Source organism: Henriciella barbarensis, assembly GCF_003576345.1.
GTDB classification, from domain to species: Bacteria; Pseudomonadota; Alphaproteobacteria; order Caulobacterales; family Hyphomonadaceae; genus Henriciella; species Henriciella barbarensis.
On record NZ_QWGB01000007.1, the window covers coordinates 215,342 to 233,585 of the forward strand.

The 18,244-nt window shown below is 59.5% G+C and carries 17 protein-coding genes; 7 read left to right on the forward strand and 10 right to left on the reverse strand.

Annotated features, from left to right (window positions below; genetic code table 11):
• Positions 1-9: 9 nt before the first annotated feature.
• A complete protein-coding gene (locus tag D1224_RS11970; RefSeq protein WP_119380186.1) occupies positions 10-339 on the reverse strand; it encodes a UrcA family protein in 330 nt (109 codons plus the stop codon).
• A gap of 158 nt (positions 340-497) precedes the next feature.
• On the opposite strand from D1224_RS11970, the gene radA reads away from it, so the two are divergent.
• From radA to D1224_RS11990, 4 genes are read left to right on the forward strand one after another with little or no spacing between them, the layout of a single operon-like run.
• A complete protein-coding gene (gene radA, locus D1224_RS11975; protein ID WP_119380187.1) occupies positions 498-1,874 on the forward strand; it encodes a DNA repair protein RadA in 1,377 nt (458 codons plus the stop codon).
• The gene (locus D1224_RS11980; RefSeq protein ID WP_233350530.1) at positions 1,871-2,395 is read left to right on the forward strand and encodes a CvpA family protein; all 525 of its coding nucleotides are present in this window, start codon (positions 1,871-1,873) and stop codon (positions 2,393-2,395) included. The genes radA and D1224_RS11980 overlap by 4 nt, the downstream gene beginning before the upstream one ends.
• Positions 2,396-2,448: 53 nt before the next feature.
• Positions 2,449-3,888, forward strand: coding sequence for an amidophosphoribosyltransferase (gene purF, locus D1224_RS11985; protein ID WP_119380188.1), 1,440 nt, complete (start codon positions 2,449-2,451; stop codon positions 3,886-3,888).
• A 29-nt stretch (positions 3,889-3,917) separates the two neighbouring features.
• Positions 3,918-4,616 carry an SDR family NAD(P)-dependent oxidoreductase gene (locus tag D1224_RS11990; RefSeq protein WP_119380189.1) on the forward strand — a complete coding sequence of 233 codons (699 nt, stop codon included), beginning with the start codon at positions 3,918-3,920 and terminating at the stop codon, positions 4,614-4,616.
• A gap of 6 nt (positions 4,617-4,622) precedes the next feature.
• Here D1224_RS11990 and der read toward each other — a convergent pair whose 3' ends face one another.
• The 5 genes from der to D1224_RS12015 all read right to left on the reverse strand — a co-directional run bounded on the left by der (position 4,623) and on the right by D1224_RS12015 (position 9,992).
• Positions 4,623-6,203 carry a ribosome biogenesis GTPase Der gene (gene der / locus D1224_RS11995; RefSeq protein ID WP_119380190.1) on the reverse strand — a complete coding sequence of 527 codons (1,581 nt, stop codon included), beginning with the start codon at positions 6,201-6,203 and terminating at the stop codon, positions 4,623-4,625.
• Positions 6,204-6,264: 61 nt separating this feature from the next.
• Entirely contained in the window at positions 6,265-7,608 is a 1,344-nt protein-coding gene (locus D1224_RS12000; RefSeq protein ID WP_119380191.1) for an outer membrane protein assembly factor BamB family protein, read from the reverse strand.
• The gene (locus tag D1224_RS12005) at positions 7,605-8,360 is read right to left on the reverse strand and encodes a tetratricopeptide repeat protein (RefSeq protein ID WP_119380192.1); all 756 of its coding nucleotides are present in this window, start codon (positions 8,358-8,360) and stop codon (positions 7,605-7,607) included. Before D1224_RS12005 ends, D1224_RS12000 begins: the two co-directional genes overlap by 4 nt.
• A gap of 89 nt (positions 8,361-8,449) precedes the next feature.
• A complete protein-coding gene (panB, locus tag D1224_RS12010) occupies positions 8,450-9,295 on the reverse strand; it encodes a 3-methyl-2-oxobutanoate hydroxymethyltransferase (RefSeq protein WP_119380193.1) in 846 nt (281 codons plus the stop codon).
• A gap of 109 nt (positions 9,296-9,404) precedes the next feature.
• Positions 9,405-9,992 (reverse strand): NnrU family protein, encoded by a 588-nt coding sequence (locus D1224_RS12015; protein WP_119380277.1) that lies wholly within the window; start codon positions 9,990-9,992, stop codon positions 9,405-9,407.
• A gap of 132 nt (positions 9,993-10,124) precedes the next feature.
• On the opposite strand from D1224_RS12015, the gene D1224_RS12020 reads away from it, so the two are divergent.
• Complete coding sequence (locus D1224_RS12020; RefSeq protein ID WP_119380194.1) at positions 10,125-11,327, forward strand: FAD-dependent monooxygenase; 1,203 nt, start codon at positions 10,125-10,127, stop codon at positions 11,325-11,327.
• Here D1224_RS12020 and D1224_RS12025 read toward each other — a convergent pair.
• Positions 11,308-12,306 carry an NADPH:quinone oxidoreductase family protein gene (locus D1224_RS12025; protein WP_119380195.1) on the reverse strand — a complete coding sequence of 333 codons (999 nt, stop codon included), beginning with the start codon at positions 12,304-12,306 and terminating at the stop codon, positions 11,308-11,310. The two genes, D1224_RS12020 and D1224_RS12025, sit on opposite strands and share 20 nt — an antisense overlap.
• A 123-nt stretch (positions 12,307-12,429) precedes the next feature.
• Here D1224_RS12025 and D1224_RS12030 point away from each other — a divergent pair, with 123 nt between their 5' ends.
• A complete protein-coding gene (locus D1224_RS12030; RefSeq protein WP_182482275.1) occupies positions 12,430-12,996 on the forward strand; it encodes a prepilin peptidase in 567 nt (188 codons plus the stop codon).
• Positions 12,997-13,056: 60 nt separating this feature from the next.
• On the opposite strand, the gene D1224_RS12035 is transcribed toward D1224_RS12030, so the two are convergent.
• On the reverse strand, positions 13,057-15,117 hold the full coding sequence (locus tag D1224_RS12035) for a catalase (RefSeq protein ID WP_119380197.1): 2,061 nt from the start codon (positions 15,115-15,117) through the stop codon (positions 13,057-13,059).
• 217 nt (positions 15,118-15,334) lie between these two features.
• Between D1224_RS12035 and D1224_RS12040 the strand changes: the two genes are divergently transcribed.
• The gene (locus tag D1224_RS12040) at positions 15,335-15,574 is read left to right on the forward strand and encodes a hypothetical protein (protein WP_119380198.1); all 240 of its coding nucleotides are present in this window, start codon (positions 15,335-15,337) and stop codon (positions 15,572-15,574) included.
• Between the two features lie 78 nt (positions 15,575-15,652).
• On the opposite strand, the gene D1224_RS12045 is transcribed toward D1224_RS12040, so the two are convergent.
• The gene (locus D1224_RS12045) at positions 15,653-16,543 is read right to left on the reverse strand and encodes a formyltransferase family protein (RefSeq protein WP_119380199.1); all 891 of its coding nucleotides are present in this window, start codon (positions 16,541-16,543) and stop codon (positions 15,653-15,655) included.
• 52 nt (positions 16,544-16,595) lie between these two features.
• Positions 16,596-18,179 (reverse strand): glutamine-hydrolyzing GMP synthase, encoded by a 1,584-nt coding sequence (gene guaA / locus D1224_RS12050; protein ID WP_119380200.1) that lies wholly within the window; start codon positions 18,177-18,179, stop codon positions 16,596-16,598.
• Positions 18,180-18,244 lie beyond the last annotated feature (65 nt).

Consider the following 18,244-nt stretch of genomic DNA (forward strand, 5'->3'; position numbering starts at 1 on the left):
CATACCCCTTTAGCCTATAGATGTCGTCTTGGCCTCGGCGACGCGCTCAGCCTTCGGGAAAACGCGCCCCATTGCATCCTTGATGGCAGCATCGACACAGATAGCTGTGGCGCGCTGATAGGACAGTGGCTGCGGCCCGCTGCGAGCAAGACACGCATGTTCAGCGGCGCGTTCGATCCGGCTTTCCGCCTTGGCGCGGCCTTCTGGCGTAGAAAGGTCGAGCCCTGAGATATCCGCTTCGACGGAGTTCGCAGCATTGGCGCTACCAGCGAAAGCTGGGGCAGCAAATCCGGCACAGACGGTGAGAGCGATTGCGGTGATAACATTCTTGGTTTTCATTTTCTGGGTCCTTCTCTTTTGTTGTTATTGACCCTGTCCCTGCAAACACTCTTAGCATAATTATTGATATTCGATAATTAACTTATCGTAATTCGATATGCTGCCTGTTGGTAAAAGTTGCTTCACCCTTGCCCAACGACAGGGTAGGTCTGTCCTCCATGGCCAAAGCGAACACCGTCTTCACCTGCCAATCCTGCGGCGCCGTCCACCCAAAATGGTCGGGGCGCTGCGATGCCTGTGGGGAATGGAACACGCTCGTAGAAGAGACCTCTTCGGCAGCACCCGGCGGTCTGGCCGCTCCAAAATCCTCTTCGCGCAAAGCAGGGAAGGCTGAGTTCACCACGCTAAGTGCTGTCGAGGACGCACCGACCCGCCACATGATCGGCGTCGATGAGCTGGACCGCGTCTTTGGCGGCGGCGTCGTACCTTCCTCTGCCACTCTGATTGGCGGCGACCCTGGCATCGGCAAGTCGACTCTCCTTCTTCAGGTCGCTGCGCGTCTCGCCCGAAACGGTCTCTCCACAGTTTACGTCTCCGGTGAGGAGGCCGCCGCCCAGATCCAGGACCGTGCGCGAAGGCTCAAAGTTGCCGAAAGTCCGGTAGAGCTCGCGACCGAAACCGACCTTCGAAAAGTCATGTCGTCGCTCAAATCGGCCAATCCCGATTTCGTCGTCATCGACTCCATCCAGACCATGTGGTCCGACAGCCTCGAAGCCGCCCCAGGCTCTGTGGCGCAGGTCCGCGCCTGCGCGCAGGAGCTGACCCGCTGGGCGAAGAAGTCAGGCGCTGCACTCATACTGGTCGGCCACGTCACCAAGGAAGGCCAGATCGCAGGCCCTCGCGTTGTCGAGCACATGGTCGATACGGTCTTCTATTTTGAAGGCGAACGGGGCCACCAGTTCCGGATTCTGCGTGCCGTAAAGAACCGTTTCGGCCCAACCGATGAAATCGGGATCTTCGAAATGCACCAGTACGGCCTCGCCCCTGCGCGGGAGCCATCCGCCCTCTTCCTGTCTAACGAAGACGAGACATCCGGCGGAACCGCCGTCTTCGCCGCAATGGAGGGCTCGCGTCCTGTCCTTGCCGAAGTTCAGGCGCTGGTCGCCGCCTCCGCCTATGGCACGCCCCGGCGCAGCATTGTCGGCTGGGATGCGAACCGCCTTGCCATGGTGCTCGCCGTCCTTGAGGCCCGCTGCGGCGTCTCCCTCGCTGGTCGCGACGTCTACCTGTCAGTGGCTGGCGGCTACCGCATGTCAGAACCGGCAGGCGACCTCGCCGCCGCAGCCGCTCTTCTCACCTCGCTCGCAGACCGTCCGCCACCCGAAAAATCGGTTTTCTTTGGTGAAGTTGCCTTGTCCGGTGCCATCCGCCCTGTCGCGCGCATGGACCAGCGCTTGAAAGAGGCGCAGCGGCTTGGATTCAAGAACGCTTTCGTTCCAGAAGGCAGCACCGGTTCGTTTGAAGGGTTGACCGTGAAGCCTCTATCGCGCCTATCTGATCTGGTAGATTTAATAGGTCCGGACCCAGAGCCATGATGGACGCCATTACAGCCTTCGACGCGATCGTGGTCGTTCTCTTGATCCTGTCCACGTTGATGGCGTTCGCGCGCGGCTTCATGAGAGAGCTTGCGACGCTTGGAGCGTTCATTGCGGCACTGGCAGCTGCTTACTTTGCAAACAAGTATCTCCATCCGGCCTTTACGCGTTTTCTGCCGCAGGACACCTCGCCCTGGCTACCCAGCCTTATCCTGTTCCTCGCTTTCTTCCTGCTGGTCTACGTCATTGTCGCGTGGTTCGGCGCGAACCTGTCGCGCTCCATTCAGGGCGTGGAAGGCATCGGCCTTCTCGACCGCATTACGGGCGCAGCGTTTGGGTTTATTCGCGGCGCGGTCATCCTTGTTTTCTTTGTATTTCTCCTGCGCATGGCGCTGGATCAGGACCGCATCCCGGAGTGGATTCGCATGGCACAGTCCTATTCCTTGCTGGAAAGCGGCGCGGACTATGTCGCCGAAAGCGCGCCAGAACTCGCCCGCAGCCCTGCATCCGCGCAACCTTGACGAATCTCAGTCCACGGCATATCTGCGCGGCATAGCAAGGCCGTGAGGTGTCGATGATCTGGGACCATGATGACGACAAGCCTCGCGAGGAATGTGGCATTGTAGGCGTCTTCAACCATCCGGAGGCGTCACTACTCGTCGCTCTCGGTCTTCATGCCCTCCAGCATCGCGGACAGGAAGCCTGTGGTATCACCACCTACGACGGTGAGAAGTTCCACAATGAACGCCATATGGGCCTCGTCGGTGAAAATTTTGGCGGTGACCTCACGTCCCGCCTGCCCGGCAGTGCCGCCATCGGCCATAATCGCTACTCAACCGCCGGCAAGCCTGCGATGCGTAACATCCAGCCCATTTTCGCTGACCTTGCGAACACAGGCTTTGCGCTCGCTCATAATGGCAACCTGACCAATGCCGTGGCGCTCCGTAAGGAACTCATCAATAAAGGCGCGATCTTCCAGTCGACCATGGACACTGAAGTGGTCCTTCAACTCGTCGCCCGGTCCAATCGCCGCCTGATGCGCGAACGCGTGATGGAAGCACTCCAGGCAGTCGAAGGCGGCTATGCCTTTGTCGGTCTCACAAACAAGAAGCTGATCGGCGCACGCGACCCGGTGGGGCTGCGCCCGCTCGTCCTCGGCAAGATTGGCCAGGGCTGGGTCCTCGCCTCAGAGACGTGCGCGCTCGACATGATCGGCGCCGAATTCATCCGCGAGATTGAGAATGGCGAGGTCGTCATCATCAGCGAAGACGGCGTTGAGAGCTATCGTGCTTTCCCTGAGCGTCCGGAAAGCCCATGCCTCTTTGAATATGTTTACTTCGCGCGACCGGACAGCGTGGTCCAGGGCCGCAGTGTCTACCAGGTTCGCCGCCGCATGGGCCACCAGCTTGCGCGCGAAAACCCGGCTGACGTAGACGTCATCGTCCCCGTACCCGATTCCGGCGTCCCTGCCGCGCTCGGCTTTTCGGAACAGAGCGGCGTCCCATTCCAGCTGGGGATCATACGAAGCCACTATGTCGGGCGGACCTTTATCGAACCGACCCAGCTTGGCCGCCAGAAGTCGATCTCGAAGAAGCATTCTCCCAACAGGTCGGTACTTGAGGGCAAACGGGTCCTTCTGGTCGACGACTCCATCGTTCGCGGCAACACCTCCAAAAAAATTGTCCAGATGGTGCGCGATGCCGGCGCCAAGGAAGTGCACCTGCGCTCTGCAAGCCCGCCCATTGTGAACCCGGACTTCTACGGCATCGACATGCCAACCAAGGGCGAGCTGCTGGCCTCCAACAATTCACTGGAGCAAATGCGAAACTTCCTCAATGTGGAGACGCTCGGCTTTCTGTCTGTGGATGGCCTCTATGCCTCGATCGGCGTCAAGCGGGATATGTCCATGCCACAATTCTCCGACCATTGCTTTACGGGCTGCTATCCAACACGCCTTGTCGACCAGATGCAGGAAGAAGGCGGCAAGGACAGACAGCTTTCGCTTCTGGACTAGGCACGCCCTGACAGGCTAACCCGCCTAGCATGGACAAGCGTATTACATTCATCACCGGCGCATCGCGCGGCATCGGCAAAGCCGCTGCCCTCGAGCTTGCGCGCCGCGGTCACCACATTGTTGCAGCTGCCCGCTCCAGGCTGGCGCTTGAAAAACTGGACGATGAGATCAAGGCAGCGGGTGGCTCTGCCACATTGATCCCGATGGACCTGAAGGAGAAGAATGCTTTCGAAGCGGCCGGCCAGGCTCTCGCAACCAAATTCGGACGTATAGACGGACTTCTCGGTAATGCAGGCGTTCTCGGCTCGCTCGGCCCGCTGCAAGCGGTTGGCCCGCGTAGCTTCGAGGAAACCATCGAGGTAAACCTCACGGCCAACTGGCGCCTTATTCGCGCCATGCACCCGCTTCTTCAACGCGCACCGGCGCCGCGAGCCGTCTTTGTATCATCGGGCGTCGTTCCACGCCCACGTGCTTTCTGGGGCCCATATCAGGCTTCCAAGATGGGTCTCGAAGGGCTCGCCTACGCATGGGCTGATGAGAACGAAAAGATGCCACTTCGCGTCAACATATTTGACCCCGGCGCGACCCGAACCGGCATGCGCGCCGAAGCGATGCCGAGTGAAGACCCGATGACGCTTCCCGCGCCTGAAGAGGTCGTGGAACAACTCGCGCCACTACTTGAAGAGAGCGAAACGCGTACCGGCCAGCGGATCAGCTTCAGAAGCTGAGTAAAGCTAGCTGCGCTTATTGATGCTTCGGGTTTTGCCCTTGCCGCGGCCGCTCGTCTTCTTCTGGTTCTGCGGCTTGTATTTGTCACCATAGGGATTGGCGCTCTGACGGACAAACAGCCTGATCGGCACGCCGGGCATGTCAAAGGCTTCACGGATCCCATTGGTGAGGAAGCGCTTGTACTGCTCTGGCATGTGCTCGGCGCGGGATGCCATCAACACAAAGGTCGGCGGGCGTGCCTTCATTTGCGCCATGTAGCGCGGCTTGATCCGCTTGCCGTGCACCGAAGGCGGTGGGTGGCGCTCAATCGTATAGCGAAGCCAACGGTTGAGGTCGCCCGTCTTCACCCGCGCGGACCAGTCCTGATGGACCTTGGCGACAGCCGGCATGAACCGGTCGACCCGCTTGCCCGTAAGACCCGACAGCGTCACCACAGGCGCACCACGTGCATTCGGCAACAGCACTTTGGCCATCTCCGATAGCTCTCGCATCTTCTGGGCGTGATTGTCGACCGTGTCCCATTTGGAAATCACGAAAACAAGACCCCGGCCTTCACGCACAGCCAGGTCAGCGATCTGAAGATCCTGCTTTTCGAAGGCCTCATTCGCATCCATTACCAGCGCAATGATGTCGGCATATTTGAGTGAACGCACCGTTTCACCGGTCGACATACGCTCAAGCTTTTCCTGGACCCTGGACTTTCGGCGAAGGCCAGCCGTATCAACCAGCTTCACCTTGCGGCCCTCATACATCCAGTCAACAGAAATGGAATCGCGAGTGATGCCTGCTTCCGGACCGGTCAGAAGGCGTTGTTCGCCCAGCATCTGATTGATCAGCGTCGACTTGCCGGCGTTCGGCCTTCCGACAATAGCCAGCTTGATAGGCCTTTTACGCGCTTCCTCGCGCGCTGCCAGTTGGGCCTCGGCCTCAGCTGCGTCGTCAATTCCCGCCGCTTCCAGCGCTGCGTTCAGCTCATCTTCGGTGAGGTTCGGATCATCAATGTCGATTTCGGCCATACGGTCGAGAATCTCGTCATCAAAGCCTTCGCCCTCTGCGGCATCTTCTTCAGCGAAGGCCGCCTCAAAGGCTTCTTCGCCCAAAGCCGTGCGAATGGCGCCGTAGAGGTCCCCCATACCCTCGCCATGGGCACCAGATAGCCCGACAGGGTCTCCAAGACCAAGCCCCCAGGCCTCGGCAACGCCGACGTCGCCCTGTCGTCCTTCTGCCTTGTTGGCGGCAAGAACGATAGGCAGGTCCGCGCGGCGCAGCAGGTCCGCAAACCGCTCATCCATCGGCGTCACGCCATCGCGCGCATCGATCAGGAAGAGGGCAAGCTCTGCCTCACGGATGGCAATCTCGGTCTGCTGGCGCATACGCGCTTCAAGGGAATCGTCTGTGACGTCCTCAAAGCCGGCCGTATCGATCAGGATAAGCGGAAGGTCCGCCAGCCTGCCCGGCGCTTCCTTGCGGTCGCGCGTAACGCCCGGCTGGTCGTCGACCAGCGCGAGCTGTTTTCCGGCAAGCCGGTTAAACAGCGTCGATTTCCCCACATTAGGGCGTCCGACGATGGCAATTTTCAACGGCATGCGCCGTCCTTTCGTGAAACCTGTCCTGACCGTTCAGGACACCGGCTGGTCTTGCGGTATCCTAGCGGATTGCGATCAGCCGCGCATCGTCTGTCAGGACGAAGACCTTGTCTCCAACCGAGATTGGTTCGAGATAGACCGGGTCCTTCAGTTCAAGCGACCCGGTACGCTCGCCCGTCTGCGGTGACAGCGCTATGATGGTGCCGCGGGAGGAAGCAACCAGAACCTGGTTGGACGCGATGATCGGCCCAGCATAGGAAATACGTCCGCGTTGCTTCTCCTGGCGTTCAAACTCGCGCAGTTGAGTTACCCAGAACACCTGTCCGGTGCCCGCATTGATCGCGGCCACTCGCCCATCTGTGCCAGAGACAAAGAGGTACTGAGAGACAAGTGCAGGTGCTGAGGTAGATCCGATTGGCTGAACCCAGACACGATCGCCGCTGCGTCCATCAATCGCCGCCATGACGCCTGACTGGTTTGCTGCGAAGACGAGACCGTTACCGATGACAGGGCGCGAGGCGATGTCATTGATCGAGGAGATCGGGGTGAAACGGCCTGGACGCGACAGCGCTTCAGTCCAGAGACGGCGGCCATTCGCCGCCAGATAGGCAATGATCTCACCAGAGCTATAAGGTGCGATCACAATGTCCTCGACAGCCGCCGGGCTCGAAGAGCCAAGCACTCGTGCCGTCTCGGCGATGGCCTGATCTGACCAGAGCACGCGGCCATCATCAAGGTCCAGCGCAAAGAGTTCGTTGTTGTTCGACGAAACGAAAATGCGGCCATCATCAATCGTCGGCGCACCGGTCATCGGCGCTTCCATATCGCGGCGCCAGATCTCACGGCCCGTTTCAGCGTCCAGGGCAGCGACGAAACCAAAGCCGCTCGCCACGATCAGGCGTCCCGATGAATAGGCGAGCCCCGAACCGATGCCGCGCTTGTCACGGTCATTACCGGACTCAAGCTCCCGGCGCCAAAGGCGTGAACCGTTCGACAGGCTGAAGGCGCGAACAGTTTGGCGTGCATCAACAACGAAAATCGCTGTCTCACTGGCCACGGGTGGTGTCGTGAGTGCGCCATTGCGGTCAGTCCCCCGGCCGGCATCGACCGACCAGGCAACTTCCAGATCCGCTGCGGCAGCCACATGGCCTGCTGATTTAACCGGGCGCGAGCCAGCTTCAGGCCAGCTTGCCAGCGCGCTCGGCTGCGGCAAGGTAATTGTCTGGGTGGCAAGCGCCGGATCGGCCTCGAGGGACTCGTCGCCGAGCACCATCTCGATGCGCCCCTCTTTCTCTTCAGCAGTGAGGCGCTGCTCTTCCGCCCGCAAATTACTGAGATAGGAGCAAGCTGACAAACTCATGGCGAGCGTGCCGAGCATGGCTGCCCGAAAGGTCAAATTCATCATTCTGGCTGGTCTCCGTCGCTGGAAGCGGCGTCGCCTGCTTCCGGAATATCGTCAGTCTCAACTGTCTCTACAGGCGCCGTATCCTGCGCTGTTTCGCTATCTTCGCTCGATACAGGCTGCGCCGGCAGCACCGCGAGCGCACGTACGGCCCGCTGGGACACGCCTTCCGGCACGTTGGCGAGGAAGCGCAACTCATTGAAAACCTGGCGGGCATACTCAGTGTCACCCTCTTGCGCCGCTTTCGACGCGATCAGCTCAAGCGCCAACGCACCAAACTCGCTTTCTTCCTCAGGCAGTGTGCCAAGGTAGGCTTCAAGTTCGGCGCGGCTTGCCGTCTGCGACTTCAGATAGGCGGCCTTCATCAAGGACATCTTGCCGATAGGTGTCTCAGAGTTGGCCGCAAGCTCAAGCGCGGCGATGGCCGCGTCGCGGTCAGCATTCCCTGCAAGACGGGCCTGCGCCAGGAAGTTCGCGGCGAGGGGCGCAATCTCATCGCCGGACTGCGCGAGATCGCCGAAGCCGGTTGTCGCCGCCTGGTAGTCCTCGTCGGCAAGCGCGCGGTCTGCCTGTTCGAAAGACGCAGACTGCGCTTCGAGGTTCTGCGAACGCTGGCTTTGAAGGTATTCATTCAACGCCACACCGCCGATCAGCAGGCCAGCAGCGATGTAGGCGAAGACGCCGTATTTCTTCCAGAGGCGCGCCGCCTTCTCCTGGCGGAGGCCTTCTTCAACTTCCTCAAAGATATCAGCCAATTGGCCTACTCCACTGGATTATGGGCATCAAATCAGCGCGCACCCTAACCGGGGTGCCTTCCTGCGGCAACGCGCGATAACTGTTTCATCTACCCTTTCGGCAGATTCGCCTTGCCGCTGCCTGAAAGCTTGTAGGTTTCTGCTTCTGCCGGAAAGGTTCGCGCGCGCACATCACGGGCATATGCTTCGACAGATTTGGCGATCTCGGACTGGAGGTCGCCATACCGCCGGACGAATTTTGGAGTCCAGTCGAAGATACCCAACATGTCCTGCGTTACCAGAATCTGCCCGTCGCAGCTAGCTGAGGCACCAATACCAATCGTCGGAATTGAAAGCGTCTTCGTGATCTCATCGGCGAGGTCTTCAGCGACGCCTTCAATCACGATCGCAAACGCGCCTGCTTCTTCTGCGGCGCGTGCCTCTTCCATGACGCGCTCACGTTCTGCCTCATCGCGACCCTGCGCCTTGAAGCCGCCAACGACATTGATCGCCTGAGGACGAAGGCCGACATGGCCCATGACCGGTACGCCGCGCTCGACAAGGTGTTCGATCTGATGGGCGGCATAGGTTCCGCTCTCGATCTTCACCGCCTGGCAGCCAGTCTCCTTCATGATTCTAGAGGCGTTGAGGAAGGCCTGGTCCGCGCTGGTCTCATAGGAACCGAACGGCATGTCGACGACCACGAAAGCCCGGTCCGAACCGCGCATCACAGCCTGCCCATGCAGGATCATCATCTCCATCGTGACGCCGACAGTCGACGTCAGGCCGTGCACGACCATTCCCACGCTATCGCCCACCAGAAGCAGGTCGCAATAGGGATCCATGATCGCGGCCGTCGGCGCATCATAGGCGGTCAGGCAGACAAGCGGCTCACCTTGCTTGGCAGCGATGATATCGCGAACGGTCTTTCGTCTGACTTGGGATTGTGCGGACACGGGCAGCCTATCTCCATCAATGGAACTGAACGACCGTCTCCTAACAGAGCCCGTCCCTCAGCGCCAAGCGCGAAACGGTTAGCTTAACACACAAGGCTCGCACGGAGCCTCAGCCCAGGCCTGCGATGACCGGCTGCCCGAACAGGATCTCATGCAACCCGAAGATCATTGCACCCCAGATGATGAGCCCGATCAGAACGGCAATCACATCACTCATGACCGAGACCCTGACTTCAGCCGGAAGGCCGGTCTCGCCGCGCTTCTTCACCATGATCCGGTCAAACACCGCATAGGCGAGGAAACTGCCGAACAGCAGAATCGAGTTCAGCTCTCCATTGGCGAGCAGGTGCCCGATAGCCCAGACCTTCACCGCCACCAGCATCGGGTGTTTCAGCGTTTTCTTGATGTATCCGGGCGGCAGATTGGCCGCGATCAGGATCGGCATTGCAATCAACTGGATCAGTATATTGAGGTGAACAGTCCAGACAGGCGGCTGCCAGATGATCGCAGCCGGACGCATCGCCCCATATCCCCAGACGATCAATACAAGACCAGCGATCGCCACGAGCGTGTAGAGCCCTTTAAACGGGCCTGCCCCTATCCTTGCTTCGATCCTGCGCTCCGGCGCTCGCGTGCGCAGCGCAGAGTAGATATGCGCGCCAAAGAATAGCGCGAGCCCCGCCAGCAGATACACCATGCCTGCTTCCCCCTTTTTCTGTAGTGGCAGAATGGCGCGAAAGCGCCCAACCAGCAAGTTTGTGTCCCATGCGGCAATTGGCTTGCGCCCAGAGCTTGCTCCCCGCACCGGGCAGCGCCAAGACTGGCGGCGATGACAAGGTCGGACACCCACGCACTGATCTCTGGAGGCGGCATAGGCGGCCTCACCGCTGCACTTTGCCTTGCCCGTGCCGGCTGGTCGGTTGAGGTGTTCGAAGCCGCTAGCGCGCTTAAAGAGATGGGCGCTGGACTTCAGCTCAGCCCGAACGCAATGAAGGTCTTCGACCGGCTGGGCCTCTCTGACGACATCGCCGCGCGGGGCTTCTCACCAGAAGCGCTGGAGCTGCGGCTCGGCCGGTCAGGGCGCCGCGTCTTTTCCGTTCCGGTCAATCAGGGCGCGGATCCGGCATGGGGCGCGCCCTATATCCATATTCACCGCGCTGACCTGCTGGACATTCTGGCAGACGCCGCGCGTGTTAACCCGGCCATCGAAATCAATCTGGGAACGAAGACGTCAGGATATGAAACCGAAGACCGGTCTGCCCGCCTGATTCTTGGGGACGGCAGCAAAAGGATTGGGCAGCTGCTCCTTGGCGCCGACGGCCTCCATTCTACGATCCGCGAACAGATGCTAGGCGACGTTCCTGCTCGTTTTACCGGCAATCTCGCCTGGCGTTTCACCGTACCGCTGGCTGATCTGGTTTCACCGCCACCACCAACCGCCTGTGTCTGGGCTGGCCCCGGTCGCCACGCTGTCACCTACCGTCTTCGTGGTGGCAAACTCGCCAATTTCGTCGGCATCGTTGAGCGACGCGACTGGCAGGGCGAAAGCTGGACCGAGCAAGGTGCGAAAGCCGATGCGCTCAATGACTTTGAGGGCTGGGATGACACCGTGACCGGCCTCATCGACGCGGCGGACGCCCATTTTCGCTGGGCCCTGTTTGACCGACCCCCGCTAGAGACCTGGTGCGATGGTCCGGTCACGCTGCTCGGCGACGCCTGTCACCCCATGCTGCCCTTCCAGGCGCAAGGCGCCGCGCAGGCGATCGAAGACGCCTATGTGCTCGCCAGCAAAGTAGAAGCAGGCAGCGATATCTCTGTAGCCCTTCGCAGGTATGAAGCGGCGCGCAAGCCGCGCGCTTCGCGAATCCAGGCGGCGTCCCGCTCCAATATGAAGACCTTCCACAAAGGGTCACTTCCCGGCCAAGCTGCAACCTACGGTCCGATGTGGATCGCGGGCCAGTTCCTGCCGGGCGTTGTCCGATCCCGTCTCGACTGGATCTATGGCCACGACGTTACAGAGATGGGTCTATAATCACCCGGCCGACGACGCGGCGTTCTTCCATTTCCGCGAAGGCCTTGCGCCAGTCATCGAGGCTATAGACCGCGTGAGCGTGCGGCGTCACTGACTTGTCCTCGATCATCTTCCATACCGCTTCCATATTTTCGCGGCCTTTCTCGGGGAACTGGCGCCCATACTCGCCCGCTCGCACGCCTACGACCGAAAAGCCCTTGATCAGCGGCATGTTCACTTTGACTTCAGGAATGCGGCCTGACGCGAACCCGACCACCAGAAGCCGACCGTCAAACGCGATACAGCGCACGCTCTCAGCAAACACATCGCCGCCGACCGGGTCGTAGATAATGTCGGCACCGCCATTGGTGATTTCCTTCACCTTCTCGCGGAAGCCGCCCGTATAATTGATCACGGCGTCGGGCGCGTACTTATCCTTGATGACTTGCAGCTTGTCGTCCCGTGAGGCTGCCGCGATGACTTTCGCACCGAGATGTTTGCCGAGATCGACCGCAGCGAGGCCCACGCCGCCTGCGGCCCCATGCACCAGCAGCCACTCGCCGGGCTGGATATTGGCGCGCCGCACGAGTGAAACATAAGCTGTCAGATAGGCTGAGCCAACAGACGCCGCCGCCGCGAAATCAAGATGATCCGGTATCTTCCGGACGGACTTTGCGCTATAGGTGTTATATTCGGCAAACGCACCGCCCAGACGGCTCGTCACAACACGGTCACCAACTACGAATTCGCTGACGCCTTCCCCCAGCGCCGCAACCTCACCGGATACATCCCCGCCCGGAATGAAAGGCAGGTCCGGCTTGTGCTGGTATCCACCCTGCGTCATCAAAAGGTCCGGAAAACCAAGACTTCCTGCGCGAATCTTCAAAAGAATTTCACCTGGTCCGGGCGCAGGAACATCAGTCTGGTTGAGCCGGACACCCTTATAGTTCTCGCCAAGTTCCTCGACCTGAAGGGCTCTCATCTTCTGCGGCACGCTCATTGGCTTCCTCACACTTCTTCGCGTTCGATACTTATCTAGAGGGTCCCCGTCGAGGCGGCCATGCTGACCCCACGGCCACCTCGACAGGACCTTCCATCTCACCAGTTGCAACGATGGTCGCCATTGCCCCGAAAACTCGATAAGGCACAGCGCGTGACCCGTGCCCTGCCCCTTCTGATACATGGCTTACTCGCCCTTGGCGTCGCGATTTCCGCCTGGTTTTACGCGCCGGCCGGGATGCTCCTTCTCACGCTCGCCATGGGCGCGGTTCTTCTGGCCCTCGCCAGCATCGACTGGCGCACCTTCATCCTGCCGGATCCGCTCAACGCTCTTCTCGCCCTGCTCGGAATATTCATGATCTGGCAGCATGCACGCGCGGACTGGCTAGACCATGTCATTGGCGGTGCTGCCGCCTATCTCGCTTTGCTATGCCTTGAGCTCTTCTATCGCCACGTTCGAGGCATCGACGCTCTAGGCCGCGGCGACGCCAAGCTTGCTGGCGCCCTCGGCCTGTGGCTAGGCTGGCAGATCGTGCCGCTCCTCTTCCTGCTCGCAGCAGGGTCAGGGCTGATCGCGGTCCTCATCTATTCGGGACTTTTTCGCCGTACAATCGGGGCCGATACACCCATCCCCTTCGGTCCATGGATGGCCCTGTCAGGCTGGATATGCTGGCTAGTCGCGCCAGTCTGAAAGCCATAAAAAATCCCGGCCGCGCGGCCGGGATTTTTTATTTTGCGGAAGAACACCTGATCAGGCGTCCCTGTCCCACTTGCGGAGTGTGGGAAGCGCATTCAGAAACTCTCCCATCTCTCCGTCATCGAGGCGGAAGCAGCCATCATCCAGTTTGCCTTCGACACCGGCCTCCTTGAGCAGCGGTCCTGCGCCTTCCGTCAGGCCGATGAACTTGCCATGCGCCATCGCGTCAGTGACGAAATCACGCGCAGGGGGGAGGTCAGCAAGCGTATTCGCACCCTCTTCGGACAGAACCAGTGCGACAGCGTCATAGAGTATGGACGGCCCGCCATCGATCTTCTCGCCAGCGTCGATATGGCTCCCATCGCTTAGCTTGGCACCGCCAACCTTGGGCGCAACAACCACCGTCAGTGCGCCAGCCTCTTCCATTGCATCCTGCAACGCCTTCACCGTACCGGCATCACTGCCATCCGCGACCAAGATGCCCAGCTTGCGGCCTTTGAAGTTCTTTGGACCATTCTTGATAATGCTGAGGGCGTCGGACACTTTCAGATCGGTCTTTGTCTCGCGTGCCGCCTTCGCAGGTTCTGGCAGCTGGAGCCCAAGTCCGTCTGCCACGGCCTCTGCCAAGTCTTCATGGATATTACGAAGGTGAGAAAGCATCCGCTTCCGCACGCGCATTTCCTGGCATTTCGATAGTTCAAAGGTCAGCGCATTGGCGATGTGGGTCTGCTCAATATCTGTCTGGCTAAGATAGAACTGGCGTGCCTGGCTGTAATGGTCAGCAAAGGTTTCCGATCGCGTGGCGACCTTCTGTCCGCTTACGTCCTCTGGATAGTGGCGGTAGCCCTTCGCTGGATCTTCGCGCGGGCCACCTTCTTCGGTGCCCCAGCTGTTCGGCTCATAGTTTGCGCGCCCCTTGGGGTTACGCATCGCCATGTGGCCGTCCTGCTGGAAATTGCGCATCGGGCACTGCGGCGCATTGATTGGAATGTGGGTAAAGTTCGGTCCGCCCAGGCGCTTGATCTGCGTATCGAGATAGGAAAAATTGCGGCCCTGAAGAAGCGGATCGTTCGAGAAGCCGATACCCGGCACGACATTGTTTGTGCAGAAGGCGACCTGCTCTGTTTCAGTGAAGAAATTGTCGACCACCTTGTCGAGCACCATCCGCCCCACAATCCGGACCGGCACATCCTCCTCCGGGATGATCTTGGTCGCGTCGAGCACATCAAAGTCAAATTTCTCGGCGAATTCCTGATCGAAAACCTGCAAACCAAGTTCCCACTCAGGGTAATCACCCGTCTGGATGGCATCCCACAGATCGCGGCGGTGAAAATCCGGGTCAGCACCGTTGATCTTCAGTGCCTCATTCCAGACCACAGATTGAAGGCCCTGTTTGGGCTTCCAGTGAAACTTGACGAAGGTTGATTTGCCCTCCTCATTGATGAGCCGGAACGTGTGTACGCCAAACCCTTCCATGAAACGGAAGGAACGCGGAATGGTGCGATCAGACATGATCCACATCACCATATTCATCGACTCTGGGGACAGTGAGATAAAGTCCCAGAAATTGTCGTGAGCTGTCTGCGCCTGCGGAAAGCCCCGGTCCGGGGCCGGTTTCGCGGCGTGGACCAGGTCTGGAAACTTGATCGCATCCTGGATGAAGAAGACGGGGATATTGTTGCCCACAAGGTCCCAATTGCCTTCCTTGGTGTAGAATTTCGTCGCGAAACCACGCACGTCGCGCGCGACATCCGGCGACCCTTTATTGCCTGCCACCGTTGAAAAGCGTGTAAAAACCGGTGTCTTTTCGCCCTTTTTGAAAACGGCCGCGCGGGTCAGGTCCGACAGATCTTCGAAACATTCAAAAAACCCGTGCGCCGCAAAGCCGCGCGCATGTACGACGCGTTCTGGAATGCGCTCATGGTCGAAGTGGAAGATTTTCTCACGGAAATGAAAATCGTCCATCAGCATCGGGCCGCGTTCACCAGCTTTTAGATGGTTCTGGTCATCCGACACCGGCACGCCTTGCTGCGTGGTCAGCGTGTCATACCCGTGTTCGGTTGTTTGGTGGGTCACGCCGTTATCGTCGATAGGCAGATCGTTCTTCGTCGTCATGCGATTGTCTCCGTGAATTCGAATTGAAAGAAGAGCTCGCAGGTCGCGTAGTTCCAACGTGCGCACATTCGCGCCGCGCAATGCCTCTTAATTACGACGCAGACTTAACTGAGATCATCTTTTCCTGGTTGCGACGACAAAGTCCTGGGCCCCTTGCGGAACGCAATTCCATCACAGCCTGTTTCTTCAGAAGCTCGTTTGAACAAGAGGTACCGTCATGGAAGATCGCAAAGATGCTCACACGAACAGGCACACGCTCGATGAGAGCGCCAAACCTCGCACGACACCCGATACCGAGGCGCAGAATGAGCAGAAGAAAGCCGAGCGCCGGACAGGCGACTTCCCGCCAAAGACCGCGCCCAAAGACGACGATGTCGAACAATCCGTCGAACGCGAAAGCTGGGACAGGCTAAAAGCCAAGCCGATCAACAGGCGTGAGAAACCAGACCAGGACTAGGCACCATCCCAGCAAGATCAGCCGGCGCCGCACAGCATGCAGAACAATAGCGACATGTGCCTTGGCGCTGGTGCCGCGCTAACCGAACCTGACGCGGAATGACTTCATCGGAAGGAATGGCTCGCGCCCCTCGTCTGTCAGCAACCACGCCTTCGTGATCTCGAGCAGACCCTCACCACAGATTACGGTGGGCCGCCCTTCCCTGACGAAGATGACCTTGCCGACATCGCGGATCTCGCAACGCACATCCTCTACGACCTCAACATTACCAATGATGAGTTCCTGCCCTTTCGACGTCCTGCAGCGCGCGCCGAGATAGGGCGAACCGACCGCATCGACGAGGCGCTGGATCTCTTTAGCGCTCTTTGACCAGTCGATGGCGTAGTCATTGTCGTCCCGCCAGATCGAATAGGTTGCGTTACCCTCTTTCTGGGGAACCCCCACGATCTCCTCACCATCCGCAATCCTGGCGGCAATACTTTCGGCTAGATCGCAATAGTTTTGATTATTCAGCTCGATCGCATCGGCAATCTTCAGCGGATAGGTGACCGCGCTCGTCTGCTGCGCGATGATATGTCCGCGATCATACTCGCTTGCACCGAACAGGGCCGTCACGCCAATCTCGCTTTCGCCATTGATCAACATATTCACCAGCGGCGCAAAGCCCCGATAACGCGGCAACGGCGAGTCGTGAAAGACGATCAGCCGCTCTACCGGATGTTTGATGAGCCACCGCCATGAGATCGCGAAGACATATTGCTCGCCCCTCAGCGCCGGTTCCGTCCCCCTGAAATCAAAGGCGACACCAGCCGAACGACAGTGCTGAGCGATCTCTCCGCTGTAGTCATTCTCGATGTTTGAGTCCTTGCCGATCACAACGCGTTCGAGCACAGATGGATAGGTCGCGGTCAGACGGCGGAGGACCTCAAAGCCCTTCTGCGTCATGATGTAGAGTACGGCGCTGCTCATCCTGTTCCCCTCCAGTCAATCAGCAAGTCTACCCCTCCTGATCCGGCTGGCCCTATTCCCACTCAATCGTGCCGGGCGGCTTGCTGGTCACGTCATAAACGACGCGGTTCACGCCCTTCACCTCATTGATGATACGGGTCGCAACACGGCCAAGGAAAGCGTGATCATAGGGGTAGTAGTCCGCCGTCATGCCATCTGTTGAGGTCACGGCCCGCAATGCCAGCACGGCCTCATAGGTGCGCTCATCGCCCATGACACCAACCGTGTTCACCGGCAGCAGCACAGAGAAGGCCTGCCAGATCTCATCATATAGGCCGGCATTCTTGATCTCTTCGATATAGATGGCGTCGGCCTTGCGGAGCGTGTCGGCCTTCTCCCGCGTGATCTCGCCCGGAATACGGATCGCAAGGCCCGGCCCTGGAAACGGATGACGGCCGATAAAGCTCTGTGGCAGGCCAAGCTCACGGCCAAGTGCGCGGACCTCATCCTTGAAGAGCTCACGCAGCGGCTCGACCAGCTTCATGTTCATGCGCTCAGGCAGGCCGCCAACATTGTGGTGCGACTTGATCGTGACCGACGGACCGCCAATCGCCGAAACGCTTTCGATTACGTCTGGATAAAGCGTGCCCTGCGCCAGGAAATCAGCGCCGCCGATTTTCTTCGCCTCTTCCTCGAACACGTCGATGAAGAGCCCGCCAATCGTCTTGCGCTTCTTCTCCGGGTCCGAAATCCCTTCCAGCGCGCCGAGGAAGGTCTCGCTCGCATCCACATGAACGAGTGGGATGTTGTAATGATCGCGGAAGAGGCCGACGACTTCCTCGCTCTCATTAAGGCGCATCAGGCCATGGTCGACATAGACGCAAGTCAGCTGGTCACCGATCGCCTCATGGATCAGCACAGCAGCCACTGACGAATCGACGCCGCCGGAAAGACCGCAGATCACCTTGCCATCGCCAACCTGCTTGCGGATCTTTTCGATTGCTTCCTCGCGATAGGCCGCCATCGTCCAGTCACCGGAAAGCCCGGCAATCTTGTGCGTAAAATTGCGCAGCATGTCCCGGCCATGCACCGTGTGCACGACTTCCGGGTGGAACTGCGTGCCATAGAAGCGGCGCTCAAGGTCCGCGATAATGGCGAGCGGTGCGCCGGGCGATTTCGCGATTATGCCGTAGCCCGGCGCAAGCTCGGCGACATGGTCGCCATGGCTCATCCAGACTTCTTCCTTGCCGTCTTCGCCGCCGAACAAGCCTTCCAGCAGTTCGCTGTCTGTCACCTTCTCAATAAAGGCGCGGCCAAACTCACGGCTCGTGCCGCTTTCCACGCGCCCGCCCAGCTGTTGCATCATGACCTGCTGGCCATAGCAGATTCCAAGCACCGGAACGCCGCGCTCAAAGACGGCCTGGTCCGCGCGCGGACTGTCATTCCATGTGACACTCGCAGGGCCGCCAGACAGGATGATCGCCTTGGGGTCAAAGCTGTCCAGGAACGCGTCGTCCACCTTGTTGAAGGGGTGGATTTCGCAATAGACGCCGCTTTCGCGCAGGCGCCGCGCAATCAGCTGGGTAACCTGCGAGCCGAAATCGACAATCAGGACGTGCTCGTGCTTGTCTGCAACGGAATCGGGTGAACTGGCCATGCAGCCTCCTAACCGCTAATGGCGGGAGCTGGAAGGGCCAATGCGACCAGGCCAATGCCACCGGG